The sequence below is a fragment of the Hamadaea sp. genome (assembly GCF_013362815.1).
Taxonomy (GTDB): Bacteria; Actinomycetota; Actinomycetes; order Mycobacteriales; family Micromonosporaceae; genus Hamadaea.
Genome location: NZ_JABFVK010000069.1, coordinates 21,770 through 36,741, shown reverse-complemented (window position 1 = coordinate 36,741; position 14,972 = coordinate 21,770). Strand labels below are relative to the sequence as shown.

Sequence of the window (14,972 nt, the reverse complement as noted above, 5' to 3'; positions counted from 1 at the left end):
CGGGCTCATGGAACGCGGGAGCAGCAAACACGGCCCCCAGTTGGACGAGCAGATGGCCCGCGAGACACAGGGCCTGACGCAAGGCGGCGGCGCGGGCGCGCGCAGCGAGGAGTGGCGTGAAGCCGAACCGCCGGCCGATGGCGAGCCCGAACCCGGCTGGGCCCCCGAAGGTGGCATAGACCTCGCAGAAGGCGACGAAACCGACGCCGATCGCCGGGATTGGCGCGCCAGGATCGGGTCCTACCTGCACAAGAGCGATTTCCCGGCGAACCGGGACGACGTCGTGGCCGCCGCTCAGGCGGAGAACGCGCCGGACGACGTGCTCACCGCTTTGCAGAAGCTGCCCGCCGACGGCCGGTACGCCAACGCCCGCGAGTTGTGGGGCGCTCTGGGGCTTCGCATCGACGAACGCTTCTGACCTTTACCTGCAGATCACGGTTACGCATGCCAAATCCGACCGGGAAGCATGCGTAACCGTGATCTGCAGGCCAAATGGGGTCAGACGGTGGCGGGCTCGGGCTCGGCGTCAGCCGTGGGCGAGGAGCTGAAGGCGTCGGCCGCCGCCCGACCGGCCCGCCGAAGGGCGGTCCAGGCGAGGAAGCCGACCGGGATGATCAGCCAGCAGGAGAGCACCCGGTAGCCGAGCACGGTCGCCGCCGCCGGAGCACTGGCGGCCCCCGCCCCGACGAGTCCGGCGAGCAGGCCCGTCTCGATCACGCCGATGCCGCCCGGGGTCAACGGGATCTGCCGGACGATCTGCACGCCCAGGTAGGTCGCCGCGATGGCGCTGATCGACAGGCTCACATCGAACGACCGCGCGACGGCGAAGAGGCAGACGAGGTCGGCGAACCAGTTCACCACTGCGAAGAACAGCGCGAGCAGCCAGTTCCGGGGCGCGACGTCGTGCGCTGAGCGTACGAGGCGGGCGATGCGGCTGTCGGAGACCGGGTTCCAGCGCCGCCAGAGCACCACGACCAGGGCGGTCAGCCCGATCAAGGTGGCTGCGCCGACGCACACGCTGATCAGACCCGCGATCGTGCCGCCGATCAGGTAGAGCACGCCCAGCCCGACGAAGGACATCACGCCGGACAAGATCATGACGGCGGTCGCGACCGGCTTGCTCGCTCCCTTCGCCCGGAACTGCTGGAAGGCGAAGGCAGCGGAGACGGCCGACCCGGCGGGCAGGCTGATGGCGATGGCCGAGCGGCTCAGCGTCAGGGCCATCGACTGGGGGAGCGTCATGCGTACGCCGAACGCCCCGAGCAGCCGCCGTTGCTGGCGGGCGAAGTTGGCCAGCGACCAGATCTGGGCGAACGTCGCGAGGGCGAACCAGCGGAGGTCTACCGATCGGGCGGCCACGAGGACGTCGGCGGGGTGCGGAAGCCGCTCGCGCAGCAGGTAGAAGACGATTGCGGCTGTGACGGAGTACGCCGTCCACCGCAGCCATTTGCGCGAAGGACGGGCCGCCGCGATCGCAGCCTCGCTCACACCGAAAAGCGTGCTCCCGGCCCGGCCCGGTCCGCAAGATCGGATGACGGAGGACACATCCGCTGGCAGACTGAGCACGTGTCCCGACCGCGCGGGGGATGCCTGACAGGAGGAGCACCGATGTCCGACCAGGCCGACAAGCGCCGGCATCTGACCGATGACCAGATCCTCAAGCACATCAACGACCTCGAGACCGAGGAGCGCGAACTGCGCGCGAAGGTCGGCTCGGGTCAGCTGAACCCGGAGTCCGAACAGGTCCGGCTGGCCGCGATCGAGGTGGAGCTGGACCAGTTCTGGGACCTGCTCCGGCAACGGCGCGCGAAGTCGGCGGCCCACCAGAACCCGGACGACGCCGAGGCCCGCTCGGCGGCGCAGGTCGAGGGCTACCTGGGCTGAGCGGTTACCGCCGGACCTGCAGAGAGCCCAGCAGTTCGGCGGTCGCCTGAGTCACGGCTTCGACCGCCCGGTCGAACGCCTCGGCGTTGTGCGCGGCGGGCGCTCGGAACCCGGAGATCTTGCGGACGTATTGCAGGGCGGCGGCCCGGATGTCCTCCTCGGTGACCAGTTCCTGGTACGGCGGGCGCAGCGTCTTGATGCTTCGGCACATGGCCCGATTATGGCGCGGACCACCGACATCAGCTGCCCCGTCGGCCGTACCGAAGGCCGGGTCCCGGTGTGTGGGGAACTCTGCGATCATGGACGCGGAAAGCGCTGTCCTCTCAGCAGGGAGTTCCCATGCCCGAGCCCGCGATCATCCCCCGGCCCGCCCATGCCGTCTTTCCGCCCGGCATACTGCCGTTGACCGAATCGGCCCAGGTCACCGCGCCACCGGCGATCGCCGAGCTCGTCCGCGAGGTGTTGCCCGGTGTCTCCGGCACGTTCGGTCTGATCGAGGCGGCTGAGCTGGGCCCGGAGGGCTACCGGCTGCGGATCGACGGCGACGGGGTCGAGGCGCTCGCCCCGACCGAGACCGGCCTGCGCTGGGCCGTGTCCACGCTGCGTCAGCTGGCCGGTCCCGGCGGACTCCCGTACGCCGAGATCACCGACGTCCCGAGGCTGCCCTGGCGGGGTGCTCTGCTGGACGTCGCCCGCTGGTGCCATCCGATCGAGTTCGTGCGCGAATTCGTCGACCTGCTGGCCTTGCACAAGTTGAACACGCTGCACCTGCACCTGACCGATGACCAGGGCTGGCGCTTCGAGGTACGCAAGTACCCCCGCCTGACCGAGGTCGGCGCGCACCGGACGGAGTCCAACGCGGGGCATGCCCGCGACGGGAAGTTCGACGGGACTCCGCACGGCGGCTACTACACGCAGGCGGAGCTGCGGGACCTCGTCGCGTACGCGGAGCGCCGGGGCGTACGCGTCATGCCGGAGATCGACCTGCCCGGTCACATGCAGGCCGCCATTTCGGCGTACCCCTGGCTGGGCAATGACCCCGCACGACAGCTCCCGGTGCGTACCGCCTGGGGTATCTCGAAGCATGTCCTCAACACCGACGACGCGACGCTGGCCTTCGCCCGCGACGTGCTGGACGAGGTCGTGGCGGTCTTTCCGTTCGAGTACGTGCATCTCGGCGGGGACGAGGTGCCGCTCGACGAGTGGGCGGCGAGCGAGGCCGCGCAGAAGCGGGTCGCGAACGAGGGCCTCGGGGGCACGGCGGAGCTGCTGGGCTGGTGGATCAAGCAGATGGGTGACCACCTGGCCGCCCACGGCCGCAAGATCGCGGCCTGGGACGAGCTGGTCGAGGCCGCGCCGCCGAAGGACGCGCTGATCTTCGCCTGGCGCGGAGCTGAGCGCGTCACCGCTGCCCTGGACGCCGGGCACGAGGTCGTCGCGGTGCCGCAGGAATTCGTCTACCTCGATCACTACGAGACGCAGTCGCCCGACGAACCGCAGGGCATCGGCGGTCACACCCCGCTCGAGCGCGTCTACGGCTTCGAGCCCGTGCCCACCGGCGCCGCGGGCCGCGTCCTGGGCACGCAAGGCATGCTGTGGAGCGAATACACCCCCACGCCCGCGCTCGTGCAGTTTCGGGCCTTCCCGCGGCTCGCGGCCGTCGCCGAGGTGGCCTGGTCCGCGGATCGCGATCCGGCCGACTTCCAATGGCGTCTCGACGCCCATCTGGTACGCCTGGAGCAGCGCGGCGTCACCGTCAACCGCCTCGGCCTCCCCCCGTTCTCGCCGATCATGAACTATCGGGCGTGATCGACCGGCGTGTCGTGCGCCCAGCTCCCTGATCGACTCCGCGACTCCCTGATCAACTGCCGGGCGATAGTGCTCGACGGCGAAGTGAATCTCGGGCGCGGGGATGGATCGGCCGGGTTAATCTCGATTCATGGGGTATCGGCTGGTCGCCGAGGCGACCATGGTCGTGCACTTCGGACTGCTCGTCTTCCTGGTGGTGGGCGGCTTTCTCGCCTGGCGCTGGCCATGGGTCATCTGGCCGCACCTGGCCATGGCGACCTGGGGGCTTACCAGCACGGTGTTCGGCTGGCACTGTCCGCTCACCGCGCTGGAGGACTGGGCGCGGCAAGGAGCCGGCGAAGCCGGCCTGAGCCGAGGCTTCATCGACACCTACCTGACCGGGGTGGTCTATCCCGCCCGGTACACCACCCTCATCCAGGTCACCGTCGGCGTGATCGTGGCGATCTCCTGGTTCGGCTTCGTCCTGCGCCGTCGTCGCCTGCACCGGGAGAAGACGCTGACGACGACCTGATCGGCGTACGCCGCCGAGTTGATCGGCGAGCCGTCGGCGGGTCCGCTGATACGCTGACGACGTGAGCGCGGACGACGCCGTACCGTGGACTGGAGCCCAGCTCAGACAGCATCTCGGGCAGCTGGGTGTGCGGTCTGGGCAGACGGTTCTCCTGCATTCGTCACTTCGGGCGATGGGCTACGTCTGTGGCGGAGCGACCGCGGTCGTCCAAGCCTTTCTCGATGTTCTCGACGAAGCGGGGACCCTCGTCGTACCGGCCCAGAATCTCGACTACATCGACCCTTCTCGGTGGCCACATCGGAAGGTCAGCCAGGAATTTTGGGACGTGATTCGTGACGAGTTGCCGGGCTTCGATCCGGCACTGACGCCGAGCCTGGGCATGGGAGCGATCGCAGAACGCGTTCGGACCTGGCCCGGCGCGGTTCGGTCGAATCATCCGAACACCTCCTTCGCGGCAGTGGGGCCTGATGCACACAAGTTGCTGGATCATCACGACCTGACGTCGCCGCTCGGCGATGGCTCACCGCTGGCGAGGATGGAGTCGATCGGCGGCCTGGTGGTTCTGTTGGGCGTCGGCTTCGATCGGTGTACCACGTTTCACCTGCCCGAATCCCGGCTCCCCGACCTTCCGACGCAGACCTTCAGCGCCCCGATGGCGACTCCGGAGGGCCGTCGCCGAGTCACCTACGAAGCTGTGCGGCTGAACGCGGGAGACTTCGCCGAATTGGGGGCCGATTTCGAACGGCATACCGATTCGGTGGCGCTCGGCAGCGTGGGCGCAGCGACGACCCGTATGTTCACAATGGAGGCTGCGATCGGGTTCGCCGCCAAATGGCTGGAAGCTAATCGTCCACCGGCCCGGCGCTGACCGGGCTGGACGGCACCGAGCCGCTCCGACGGATGGAAGCGACCTTCTTGGCGGTGACGCTCGGCAGACGATCCATGAAGGGAAATATGCGCTCGTGAGTGTCGCCGTTGGCGTCTAGGAAGATCATCTGGACGTCGATCTGCGCGAAGCGAGCGAGTGCTTCCGGCCGGAACCAGGCGACCATCGAGCCTTGCGAGTAGTGCGGAACCGGTGAGAACGGCGCGCCCTCCGCGTACCACCGGACGAAGTAGTCCTCGCCGTCGACGAGGCCACTGCGCTCGAAGACATGGTTGAGTTCGGCCGGCCTCAACCACTCCGTCGACATGGCCGCCGGATCGACGCCGTAGGGCCGGATCGCGTACGCGAAGCGTTTGACGACGGCATATCCCGGTCCGGCGTTGTAGGTCCAGAAGCGCCATCTCGGGCTGTCCGGATCGAACTGGCCGCCCTCATCGTCGATCGCGAGTCCGATGGCGGGCCGGTTGGCCGACGCCCACTGAAGGCGGGCGAAGTACAACCCGGCAGCAGCCCCGAGCAGTGCGGCCGAAGTGGGGGTGTCGAGTACCGCCAGCCGTAGGGGCCACGAGGTCAGGGCGGCGGGTGAGACGTTCTGCCGCACTATGTCCCACAGCAAGTTCGCCGCGAGCAACACGATGAAGCCGATGGGCACGGTGACGAACAGGACCGACCGCGCGACGATGCGCTGCGTGCCGAAGGTCTCGTCACGTGCTGTCGAGGGTCCGGTCACCGGCGCTCCCCGGGTGAGTCACTGATCGACCATTATAACTGTCGTACGCCTGGCCTACGGTGCTCATGTGGGAATGTATGGCGAATGGATCCGGCTGACTCCGGCCGAACTGGAGCGCGCGCAAGAGGACCTGGATTGGGCCCACCGATACGCCTCGGACCGGTCGAAGGTCGAGAGCGACCAGGGTGAGGAGCTGCCGGTGGCGCAGCGACGGTCGTTCGGCAGTGACAAGACGTGGCACGCGTTGATGTTCTTGCTCGGCCGGCGGGACTTTCCGATCGACATCGTCACCGGCGAATGGTTCTTCACGGAGGACACCGACGACGAGTCGCAGTACTGGGGCTATTCGCCGCCGGGCTTCCTGTTGCCCGACGAAGTGCGGCGGGCGTCGGAGGCGTTGGAGGAGCTGACCGCTGAGGACCTTATCCGCGGGGTGGATCAGGCCGAGCTCGCGGCGGCGGAGATCTACCCCAGTGTCTGGGGGAGCCCGGGCGAGCTTGAATGGGCGGTCAGCTTCTTCCCCGACGTCAAGGCGTACTTCGCGGCGGCGGCGAGTTCCGGCGACGCGATCGTCTGCTGGATCTCGTGATCGCTTGATGACTGTGGGTGGTAAGGCGATCACCCACAGTGGAGTGTGGCCGGGAGCGTAAACGATCGTGGTATGGGGACGATTCGGGCTCGAACGGGCGAGCCCGATCGGCCGATCGCGTCAGCAGGAAACTCCCAGTTCAAAGCCATAGCTCAATCAGGTGATGTCGATAAGGTCGGCCGGATCGACCGGCCCAGCGGAAATGCCGGACATGACCGAAAAATCAGCGTCGCCCGACGCGTCACCAGGCGCGAAGATAGACCTGCCACAGTGTGACGCAGGTCACCCCTAGGGGGTTTGCGGTCGAGTTTTCCCTGCTTAAGGTCGACCAATGCGCCCCCAGCATGACGACCATGACGGTCGACCCAGCCCTCGTACGCAGACCCCCAAGCCCGATCTGTGGACCGACACGCAGACGTTCTTTCTCGAGCGTATTCGCGAAGATCGTCCGGAGGGCGAGACCGGCCGCCACCGGTTGGCGAAATCGGCGAAGCCGGCCGGGAAGACGCCGGATGCCAAGCGGGCAACCGAGACGGCGGAACGGTTTCTGACCCCGGCCGGTCCGCTGACCCCCGGCGTCGGCCCGGTACGCGCATTGCACAGCTCGGCGAAGGCGGGGCGCGTCGTCGCCCTGGGACTGATCGCACTACTCGGCGTCTCCGTCGCCGCCAGCGAGCGGGGCAACCCGACGCAGCTGGACAACGCGTCGCAGCAGGTCGCCGACCGCAACACGATCGCCGAGGCGGCCGACCGGTCCGCGCCCCGGGTGACAGCGTCGGTGAGCCCGACGCCGAGCGTCAGCGCGACGCCCTCTCCGTCGCCGACCGTGAAGAAGGTCGTGACCTCGGTCAAGCCGGTCGCCGGACTCGACCAGAAGCAGATGAACAACGCTCTCACGATCGTCAAGACCGGCCAGAAACTGGGTGTCTCGCAGCGGGGTCTGCTCGTCGGCATCATGACCGCGATGCAGGAGAGCGACCTCTACAACCAGGCCAGCTCGGCGGTGCCGGAGTCGTTCGACTACGCACATGAGGGCAGCTCGGTGGACTACGACTCCTGTGGCCTGTTCCAGCAGCGTACGAGCATGGGCTGGGGCACGGTCAAGCAGATCATGAACCCGACGTACTCCTCGACGAAGTTCTTCCAATCGCTGCTCAGGGTGTCCGGCTGGCAGAACATGGAGCTCACGCTCGCCGCCCAGGCGGTTCAGGGTTCGGCTTACCCCTACGCGTACGCGAAGCACGAGACGACGGCGCGGAAGGTGCTCACGGCGATCCTCGCCGCCCTGTAGCCTCCAGCGGTGATCCACACGACGAAAGCCGGGCGGCCGGCGTACGTGGTCAACGTCGAGGTAGTGCCCCATCGGGACGGCCGCTGGCTGCTCATCCGCCGGGGGAACGAGGGACATGCCGCGGGCACCCTCGCCGGGCCGGGCGGCAAGGTCGAGGACGACGGCTTCGTACCGGGCATTCTGGAGGCGACCGGTCGCCGCGAGGTGCTCGAGGAGATCGGACTCGACCTCGACGGCGTACCGATGGCGTACGTGGGCAACTCGCTGTTCGTCAGCGACGACGGCGACACCGTCGTCAACGTCGTGTTCACCGCCGAAGTGCCACCGGGAGTCGAGCCGTACGCCGCGTCGCCGGACGAGGTCGCCGAGATCCTCTGGCTGACGACCGAGGAAGCGGTTGCGCATCCCGCCTGCCCGCTCTGGACCCGGCGGACTCTGTTGCAGGCGGCTGTCACCCTGCCGAAGTAGGACGAAGGTACGCTCACCTGCGTGTTCATCCTGCTGCCGCCCTCGGAGGGAAAGGCCGACGCCGGCTCCGGCGCGCCCGTCGACCTCGATTCGCTGTTCCTGCCGCAATTGCGCCGGCCTCGGGAACGCGTACTGAAGGCGCTGGTCAAACTGTGTTCGGCGAAGAGCAAGGCCGGCCAGGCCAAGGCGCTGGCGACGCTCGGGCTCAGCGAGGGTCAGCGCGACGAGGTGGTACGCGACGCCGGTCTCCTCACCGCAGCGACGTTGCCGGCGCGGGAGGTCTACACCGGCGTGCTCTACGACAACCTCGATCTGGCGAGCCTGCCGCCGGAGGTCGACACGGCGAAGATCCTGGTGTCGTCCGGGCTGTGGGGCGTCGTCCGGCTCGACGACGAGATCCCGCCCTACCGCTGCTCGATCGGGGTGAGTCTGCCGCCGTTGGGTGGGCTCACGGCGTACTGGAAGAAAGCCTTGAATCCGGCGCTGAACCGCGAGATCGGCCACGAGCTGGTGCTGGACCTGCGGTCCGGCGCTTACGCGGCGACCTGGACCGCCCACGGCGTCGTGCCGGTACGCGTGCTGCAGGAGCGGGACGGCAAGCGCACGGTGGTAAGCCACTTCAACAAGGCGACCAAGGGCCGGTTGGTACGCGACCTGCTGCTGTCCGGGGCGCAGCCGACGACGCCGGACGAGTTGCTGGGAACGTTGCGGGACTTGAAGTACACCGCCGAGCCGACGCCGAAGGGGTTCGACATTATCGTCCACGAGTTGTGAATCGTTAAGGATTGACTAACAGCGATCTTATCGTCATGATTACGACAAGTGTCGATGGCCATCGCACGCTCCCAGGAATACCCCCAGTCCTGAAAGGAGTAGCCCATGGCCGGGATTTACGGCGAGGTCTCGTGGTTCTGCTGCGGCAGTTCCTGGGGACCCTGCGGCTCGGCGGGGCACGGCGCCTGCGGCACCTGTAACTCAGGCAGCCGCCAGCACGCCTGGCCGAACACGTCCGACGCCTGTCACTCGATCACGAACCCGGAAGCCTGCGGCGAGAGCCTCAGCCGCCGTACCTGCGGGTTCAAGCACTACACCACCAACCGCTGCACGGGTCAAAAGGTCGGCACCACCATCGCCGACTGCGGCCCGCAGACCGACCTGTTCTGCGGCGAGCGCACCTGCTGTGGATCGGTCTGCGGCTCCAACCGGCTGATCGACCTGACGCCCGCGGCGTTCAGTGCCATCTCCAGCCTTTCCTACGGGTTGCGGCCCGCGTACATCGACATCGTGTAGGGGAGGACTGAGATGGCTCTCAACATGGACCGCCGGTCCCTGCTCACCTCGGCCGTGCTCGGCAGTGCCACGCTCGTCGGCGCTACCGCGCTCGGTTCGCTCGCCCCCGAGGCGGCGTTCGCCAAGAGCGACGACGTCGAACCGGGCGCGCCCGACCCGAACTTCGCCGAAGGCCGGGTCACCGGCATCAATGAGGGAATGCTGCTGGTGGCCGGCTCGGACGGCACCCTGTGGCGCATCCGGGTCACGAACGCGTCCAGCATCTGGAAACTGCACCCGACCAGCCTCGACAAGGTCGCGGTGGGTGACGGTCTCTACGCCCGGGGCGTACGTCTCGGCGACGGCACGCTCGCCGCCGACGCGATCTGGGTCAACATCGTGAACCTCCAGGTCCACATCGCGGCGCTGGCTCCGAAGAAGATCCACTTCGACCATCGGGGCAAGCGCATCATCGGGCACGTCGTGCCCGGCGTCACGGCCGCCTCCTACAACAGCACCCCGGCCATCGCCGACATGACGATGGTCCAGGTAGGACGGCACGCTCAGGTGATCGGGGCGTGGCTCCCCGACACAAACGAGATCGAGATCGCCACCCTCTACACCTCCACCATCGAGCACAACCACTAACTGGTATGCACAAGGCAGTCCGGCGCGGGTGCGGCCGCCCGGCTGCCCGGTTCCCGTGGGGAGAAAGTGATGCTTGCCTGGATCGGATCGGTGCAACCTCTCCTGCTCGGCGCGGTCCTGCTGTGGTCCGCGCAAGCCAAGCTCTTCAGTCGGTACGCGGCCGCGCACGCCCGGCGTACGGCGCTCGCCCCGCTGCTCGGCGAGGATCGGGCGGTGCTCGCCTATCGCACGCTCGCCGGAGTCGAAGCGGTGCTGGGCGCGGCTCTCGTCCTGCCCGGACTCGTACGCCTGGAGGCGGTCGCCGCCACCGCCCTGAGCACTGGTTTCCTCGGCTATCTCGCGTACGCGAAGATCAAGGACCCCAAGGCGTCCTGCGGTTGCCTGAGCGCGCAGCCCATCCCGATCAACGGCCGCAGCTTCGGCCGGGCCGGGTTGATGCTGGCCGGATCGGTGCTGGCGCTGGTTTCCGGAGCAGCCTGGCCCGGTGCGTTCGCGGCGCATCCGGTCGCCGGGGTCGCCCTGCTGCTGGCCGAGTTCGCCGCGATCGTCGTCTTCTCGCCGGAGTTCGACGAGCACTGGCTGATGCCGCTGCGCCGCCTGTACGCCCGCCTGTCCCATCCGCTCGCCTCGCCAGGCGCGTTCGACGTCCCGCTGGAGTCGACCGTGGACCAACTCCACAAGAGCAGCGCGTGGCGAGACCTGGCCCGCAGCGTCACCTCGGACGTCCGCGAGCACTGGGACGAGGCGGACTGGCGAGTGCTGGTCTACTCCGCCCGGTACGCCGGAGCGACCGCGTCGGCGGTGTTCGCCGTCCCGCGTCTGCGCTACGACCCGCAGGCGGTCCGGGCCGCCATCGTCGACGAGAACGGTGGGACGTTGGCCGCCGTCGAGTCGCACGCGCAACCCGAGTACGCCGTCTAGCCGTTACCTGCAGATCAGGGTTATGCAGCCTTCCGCGCGAGCGGGAAGCCTGCATAACCCTGATCTGCATCCGACGAGAACTTTTGATCAGTTGAGCAAAAGTTTTGATGGGCACGCCAAAACTATGGACACGACTGGGGAAAGCTCGTAACGTGTGCGCCACACAACGCACATGCGAGCGTCGATGCGTCCATAGAGGAGAGACGGCATGCATGTCAGGCTCCTGCGGCTCCTGCGCGACGAAGGCCCGTTGTCCCGGGCCGAGTTGGCCGCCCGGCTGGACGTTCCCCGGCCGCGCCTGCTCGCCGAGCTGGATCGGCTGGTCGGGGCCGGTCAGGTCACCGAGGCCGGACCGGCGCAGTCCCGGGGCGGACGGCGGTCCACTCTCGTCGAGCTGAACCCCTCGATCCGGTACGCCGGAGTCGACCTCGGCGCGACCTCGATCGACGTCGAGATCACCGACGGACGGCTGGAACCGGTGGCGGCGTACAGCGAACCGGCGGACATCCGCTCCGGGCCGAAGGCGATCCTCCACCGCGTCAACGAGTTGCTGGCCAAGGCGAGAGCCGACGGAAGTTACACCCACCTCGACGGCATCGGCATCGGCGTACCGGGGCCGGTCAGCTTCCGTGACGGCATCCCGGTGTCGCCGCCGATAATGCCCGGCTGGGACCGCTATCCTGTGCGCGAGCTGCTCACCCGTGAGCATGGTTGCCCGGCGGTGGTGGACAACGACGTCAACATCATGGCCGTCGGCGAACGCCACGGCGGCGTCGCGCACTCGGTCGACAACTTCCTGTTCGTCAAGATCGGCACCGGCATCGGGTGCGGGATCTATCTGAACGGCGAGGTCTACCGGGGTTCTGACGGCTGTGCCGGGGACATCGGCCACATCCAGGTGGACTCGGCCGGGCCGGTGTGCACCTGCGGAAACCACGGTTGCCTGGAAGCGGTGTTCAGCGGCAGTGCCCTGGCTCGGGAGGCGACCGCCGCGGCTCGCTCCGGGGCTTCGCCCGCGCTCGCCGAGCGGCTCGCCGCGAACGGGAGTGTGACGGCGGTGGACGTCGCGGCCGGAGCAGCCGAGGGCGACGTCGTATGCATGCAGCTGATCCGGGACGGCGGCCGCCGCGTCGGCGCGGTGCTGGCGAGCCTGGTGAGCTTCGTCAACCCGTCGCTGATCGTCATCGGCGGTGGGCTCGCCCAGCTCGGGCACGTGATGCTGGCCGAGATCCGCAGTGTCGTCTACAAACGCTCGCTCCCGCTCGCCACCGGCAATCTGCCACTCGTGCTGTCCGAGCTGGGCAGCCGGGCCGGCGTCGCCGGGGCCGCGCTGCTGGCCAGCGAGATCGCCTTCGAGCAGGCGTCATGAGCGAGACGGTGCTGGAGCTGGACGGGGTGGTGAAGGAGTTCCCCGGCGTACGGGCGCTCGACGGTGTCCATCTTCAGGTTCGGGCGGGTGAGGTGCACTGCCTCCTCGGTCAGAACGGTGCGGGCAAGTCCACCCTCATCAAGGTGCTCGCCGGGGTGCACAAGCCCGACGCCGGCACGGTCACCTGGCAGGGCAGCCCGGTCAGCTTCGCCAATCCGCAGGCCGCCATGAAGGCCGGGATCGCGACGATCTACCAGGAACTCGATCTCGTCGACCATCTTTCTGTCGCCGAGAACGTCTTCCTCGGACAGGAACCCAGCCGGTTCGGCTTCGTCCACCGGCGGACCGCAGCCAGCCGCACGCGCACTGTCCTACAACGACTCGGCCATCCGGAGATCCCCGTCCATCGGCTGGTGGAGGCGTTGCCCTCAGCGGGCAAGCAGATCGTCAGCATGGCGCGGGCGCTCTCGCACGAGGCGAAGCTGATCATCATGGACGAGCCCAGTGCGGTCCTCGCCCACGACGAAGTCGCGAACCTCTTCCGCATCATCCGCGAGCTCACGGCCGAGGGCATCGCGGTCGTCTACATCTCCCACCGGCTCGAGGAGATCCGCGAGATCGGCGACCGGGTCACCGTCCTCAAGGACGGCCGGACGTCCGCGGTGGACCTGCCCGCGCGTACGACGCCGACTCGGGACCTCGTCAGCAAGATGACCGGCCGGTCCATCGAGTACGTCTTCCCGCCCCGCGAGGGCACCCCCGGCGAAGTGCTGCTTCAGGTCAGTGGGTTGTCTCGCGCTCAGGAGTTCCATGACGTCTCTTTTACGGTACGCACAGGGGAGATCGTCGGTATCGCCGGTCTAGTGGGCAGCGGACGAAGTGAGCTGCTCGAGACGGTTTACGGTGCGCGTACCCCTGAGTCTGGAACGGTGAGCTTCGCGGGCCGGAACCTGCCCGCGGGAAGCGTCGCCGCCGCTGTCCGGGCGGGATTGGGGTTGGCCCCCGAGGAGCGCAAGAGCCAGGCGTTGCTGCTGGCCGAGCCGGTCTACCGCAACATCACCTTGACCACGTTCGGCCGGTACGCCCACGGCGGCTTCACCGACGCGGGCCGGGAGCAGGCGGAGGCGAGCCGGATCGCGGACGCGTTGGAGCTGCGCCCCCGCGACGTACGCCGACCGGCCGGCACGCTGTCCGGCGGCAACCAGCAGAAGGTCGTCGTCGGGCGCTGGCTGCTCGGCGACACCCGCCTGTTGCTGCTGGACGAGCCGACTCGCGGCGTCGACGTCGGCGCGCGGGCGGAGCTGTATCAGGTGATCCGTGATCTCGCGCGCCGCGGCGTCGGCGTGCTGCTGGTCTCCAGCGAGGTGCCGGAGGTGCTCGGTCTGGCCGACCGGGTGCTCGTGATGCGCGAGGGCCGCCTGATCAAGCAGGCGCCCGCCGGCGAACTGACCGAGGACGACGTCCTCGACCTGGTGATGGCGGGCTCACTGAGCCCCACTTCGTCCTAAGGAGCTTGTGCGGTGACGGCTCAAACGTCCGTTGTGGAGCGTGGCGGCTGGTGGCGGACGATCCCCACCGAGTCGCTGTGGCGCAACCTCGGCCTGGTCGGGGTGCTGGTCGTGCTGTTCGTGATCGGCGCGATCATCCGGCCCGACCTGTACGGCGACTCCGACTGGGTCGTCAACAACATGCTGGTGATCCTGCAGCAGGCGGCCGCCATCGGTGTGGTCACCGTCGGGGTCACCTTCGTGATCATCGGCGGCGGCATCGACCTGTCGGTCGGCGCGCTGATCGCGCTCGCCGGAGTCTGGTCGACGACCTTGGCGACGCAGTCCTACGGCGCGGGCGGCATGATCTTCGCCGCCATCGCGGTCGGCACCATCGCCGGCGCCCTCAACGGCCTGCTCATCGCGTACGGGCGACTCGTGCCGTTCATTGCGACCCTCGCGATGCTGGTCGCCGCCCGGGGACTGGCCGCCCAGATCTCGGGCAAGCAGACCCAGGTGTCGGGCAACCAGTTCATCAACGGGATCGCGACCACCCGGGTCGCCGGCATCCCGATGCTCGTCATCATCCTGGCCGTCGCCGCGGCGCTCGGCTGGGTGCTGCTCAACCGCACCACGTTCGGGCGGCGTACGGTCGCGATCGGCAGCAACGCCGAGGCCGCCCGTTTGGCCGGGATCAACGTCCGGCGGCACACCCTGCTCCTGTACGCCCTCTCCGGGCTGTGCTGCGGCATCGGTGCGATCATGCTCACCTCGCTGGCCACCTCCGCCCAGGCAGCCGCGGCCGAACTCTACGAACTCGACGCCATCGCCGCCGCGATCATCGGAGGCACGTTGCTCTCCGGCGGGCGCGGGACGATCGTCGGCTCGATGTTCGGCGTGATCGTCTTCTCGGCGATCACCAACCTCTTCGCCATCGCCAACCTGCCCACCGAGGTCCAGAACATGGTCAAGGGCGGCATCATCGTGCTGGCCGTGCTGATTCAGCAGATCCGGTTCCGCTCGCTGACCGCTCTCTTCCGCAAACCCTGATCCTTCTCCGATCGGCTGTCGTCATTCCGTGGCGACGGCTGGGTTCCTCGCACCCTTTTT

Annotated in this window: 18 protein-coding genes; 15 read left to right on the top strand and 3 right to left on the bottom strand. The window is 68.2% G+C overall.

Features of this window, described 5'->3' with window-relative positions; all coding sequences use genetic code 11:
- The first annotated feature begins 7 nt into the window (after positions 1-7).
- Positions 8-418: a DUF2795 domain-containing protein gene (locus HOV77_RS27905; RefSeq protein WP_290866877.1), complete on the top strand. Its 411-nt coding sequence runs from the start codon at positions 8-10 to the stop codon at positions 416-418.
- Positions 419-498: 80 nt separating this feature from the next.
- On the opposite strand, the gene HOV77_RS27900 is transcribed toward HOV77_RS27905, so the two are convergent.
- Positions 499-1,488, bottom strand: a complete 990-nt coding sequence (locus HOV77_RS27900) for a lysylphosphatidylglycerol synthase transmembrane domain-containing protein (protein WP_290866875.1) — start codon at positions 1,486-1,488, stop codon at positions 499-501.
- Between the two features lie 120 nt (positions 1,489-1,608).
- Between HOV77_RS27900 and HOV77_RS27895 the strand changes: the two genes are divergently transcribed.
- The gene (locus tag HOV77_RS27895; protein ID WP_290866872.1) at positions 1,609-1,884 is read left to right on the top strand and encodes a DUF2630 family protein; all 276 of its coding nucleotides are present in this window, start codon (positions 1,609-1,611) and stop codon (positions 1,882-1,884) included.
- A gap of 4 nt (positions 1,885-1,888) precedes the next feature.
- Here HOV77_RS27895 and HOV77_RS27890 read toward each other — a convergent pair whose 3' ends face one another.
- Positions 1,889-2,095 (bottom strand): DUF2277 domain-containing protein, encoded by a 207-nt coding sequence (locus HOV77_RS27890; RefSeq protein WP_290866869.1) that lies wholly within the window; start codon positions 2,093-2,095, stop codon positions 1,889-1,891.
- A gap of 128 nt (positions 2,096-2,223) precedes the next feature.
- Between HOV77_RS27890 and HOV77_RS27885 the strand changes: the two genes are divergently transcribed.
- The 3 genes from HOV77_RS27885 to HOV77_RS27875 all read left to right on the top strand — a co-directional run bounded on the left by HOV77_RS27885 (position 2,224) and on the right by HOV77_RS27875 (position 5,072).
- Positions 2,224-3,693, top strand: a complete 1,470-nt coding sequence (locus HOV77_RS27885; protein ID WP_290866866.1) for a beta-N-acetylhexosaminidase — start codon at positions 2,224-2,226, stop codon at positions 3,691-3,693.
- A 130-nt stretch (positions 3,694-3,823) separates the two neighbouring features.
- Positions 3,824-4,204 carry a DUF2784 domain-containing protein gene (locus tag HOV77_RS27880; protein WP_290866864.1) on the top strand — a complete coding sequence of 127 codons (381 nt, stop codon included), beginning with the start codon at positions 3,824-3,826 and terminating at the stop codon, positions 4,202-4,204.
- A gap of 61 nt (positions 4,205-4,265) precedes the next feature.
- Positions 4,266-5,072, top strand: a complete 807-nt coding sequence (locus HOV77_RS27875; protein WP_290866861.1) for an AAC(3) family N-acetyltransferase — start codon at positions 4,266-4,268, stop codon at positions 5,070-5,072.
- On the opposite strand, the gene HOV77_RS27870 is transcribed toward HOV77_RS27875, so the two are convergent.
- Complete coding sequence (locus HOV77_RS27870) at positions 5,047-5,820, bottom strand: hypothetical protein (protein WP_290866858.1); 774 nt, start codon at positions 5,818-5,820, stop codon at positions 5,047-5,049. The genes HOV77_RS27875 and HOV77_RS27870 overlap by 26 nt on opposite strands.
- A 73-nt stretch (positions 5,821-5,893) precedes the next feature.
- Here HOV77_RS27870 and HOV77_RS27865 point away from each other — a divergent pair, with 73 nt between their 5' ends.
- From HOV77_RS27865 to HOV77_RS27820, 10 genes are all read left to right on the top strand, one after another.
- On the top strand, positions 5,894-6,409 hold the full coding sequence (locus HOV77_RS27865; RefSeq protein WP_290866986.1) for a DUF1877 family protein: 516 nt from the start codon (positions 5,894-5,896) through the stop codon (positions 6,407-6,409).
- A gap of 331 nt (positions 6,410-6,740) precedes the next feature.
- Positions 6,741-7,700, top strand: coding sequence for a hypothetical protein (locus HOV77_RS27860; RefSeq protein ID WP_290866857.1), 960 nt, complete (start codon positions 6,741-6,743; stop codon positions 7,698-7,700).
- 9 nt (positions 7,701-7,709) lie between these two features.
- Positions 7,710-8,168: an NUDIX domain-containing protein gene (locus HOV77_RS27855; protein WP_290866854.1), complete on the top strand. Its 459-nt coding sequence runs from the start codon at positions 7,710-7,712 to the stop codon at positions 8,166-8,168.
- 21 nt (positions 8,169-8,189) lie between these two features.
- Positions 8,190-8,942, top strand: a complete 753-nt coding sequence (locus tag HOV77_RS27850; RefSeq protein WP_290866852.1) for a peroxide stress protein YaaA — start codon at positions 8,190-8,192, stop codon at positions 8,940-8,942.
- A gap of 105 nt (positions 8,943-9,047) precedes the next feature.
- Positions 9,048-9,458, top strand: coding sequence for a hypothetical protein (locus tag HOV77_RS27845; protein ID WP_290866850.1), 411 nt, complete (start codon positions 9,048-9,050; stop codon positions 9,456-9,458).
- Between the two features lie 12 nt (positions 9,459-9,470).
- Positions 9,471-10,085, top strand: coding sequence for a cell wall protein (locus tag HOV77_RS27840; protein ID WP_290866848.1), 615 nt, complete (start codon positions 9,471-9,473; stop codon positions 10,083-10,085).
- Positions 10,086-10,154: 69 nt separating this feature from the next.
- Positions 10,155-11,006: a MauE/DoxX family redox-associated membrane protein gene (locus tag HOV77_RS27835; protein ID WP_290866846.1), complete on the top strand. Its 852-nt coding sequence runs from the start codon at positions 10,155-10,157 to the stop codon at positions 11,004-11,006.
- A gap of 208 nt (positions 11,007-11,214) precedes the next feature.
- Positions 11,215-12,375 carry an ROK family transcriptional regulator gene (locus HOV77_RS27830; RefSeq protein WP_290866844.1) on the top strand — a complete coding sequence of 387 codons (1,161 nt, stop codon included), beginning with the start codon at positions 11,215-11,217 and terminating at the stop codon, positions 12,373-12,375.
- Positions 12,372-13,883 carry a sugar ABC transporter ATP-binding protein gene (locus HOV77_RS27825; RefSeq protein ID WP_290866842.1) on the top strand — a complete coding sequence of 504 codons (1,512 nt, stop codon included), beginning with the start codon at positions 12,372-12,374 and terminating at the stop codon, positions 13,881-13,883. Before HOV77_RS27830 ends, HOV77_RS27825 begins: the two co-directional genes overlap by 4 nt.
- Positions 13,884-13,916: 33 nt before the next feature.
- The gene (locus HOV77_RS27820; RefSeq protein ID WP_290866984.1) at positions 13,917-14,912 is read left to right on the top strand and encodes an ABC transporter permease; all 996 of its coding nucleotides are present in this window, start codon (positions 13,917-13,919) and stop codon (positions 14,910-14,912) included.
- Positions 14,913-14,972 lie beyond the last annotated feature (60 nt).

Coding starts and splice junctions, on each gene's coding strand:
- HOV77_RS27885 (WP_290866866.1), top strand. CDS start 2,224: ATGCCCGAGCCCGCGATCATCCCCCGGCCCGCCCATGCCGTCTTTCCG.
- HOV77_RS27835 (WP_290866846.1), top strand. CDS start 10,155: ATGCTTGCCTGGATCGGATCGGTGCAACCTCTCCTGCTCGGCGCGGTC.
- HOV77_RS27905 (WP_290866877.1), top strand. CDS start 8: ATGGAACGCGGGAGCAGCAAACACGGCCCCCAGTTGGACGAGCAGATG.
- HOV77_RS27860 (WP_290866857.1), top strand. CDS start 6,741: ATGCGCCCCCAGCATGACGACCATGACGGTCGACCCAGCCCTCGTACG.
- HOV77_RS27895 (WP_290866872.1), top strand. CDS start 1,609: ATGTCCGACCAGGCCGACAAGCGCCGGCATCTGACCGATGACCAGATC.
- HOV77_RS27845 (WP_290866850.1), top strand. CDS start 9,048: ATGGCCGGGATTTACGGCGAGGTCTCGTGGTTCTGCTGCGGCAGTTCC.
- HOV77_RS27880 (WP_290866864.1), top strand. CDS start 3,824: ATGGGGTATCGGCTGGTCGCCGAGGCGACCATGGTCGTGCACTTCGGA.
- HOV77_RS27840 (WP_290866848.1), top strand. CDS start 9,471: ATGGCTCTCAACATGGACCGCCGGTCCCTGCTCACCTCGGCCGTGCTC.
- HOV77_RS27865 (WP_290866986.1), top strand. CDS start 5,894: ATGTATGGCGAATGGATCCGGCTGACTCCGGCCGAACTGGAGCGCGCG.
- HOV77_RS27890 (WP_290866869.1), bottom strand. CDS start 2,095: ATGTGCCGAAGCATCAAGACGCTGCGCCCGCCGTACCAGGAACTGGTC.
- HOV77_RS27830 (WP_290866844.1), top strand. CDS start 11,215: ATGCATGTCAGGCTCCTGCGGCTCCTGCGCGACGAAGGCCCGTTGTCC.
- HOV77_RS27825 (WP_290866842.1), top strand. CDS start 12,372: ATGAGCGAGACGGTGCTGGAGCTGGACGGGGTGGTGAAGGAGTTCCCC.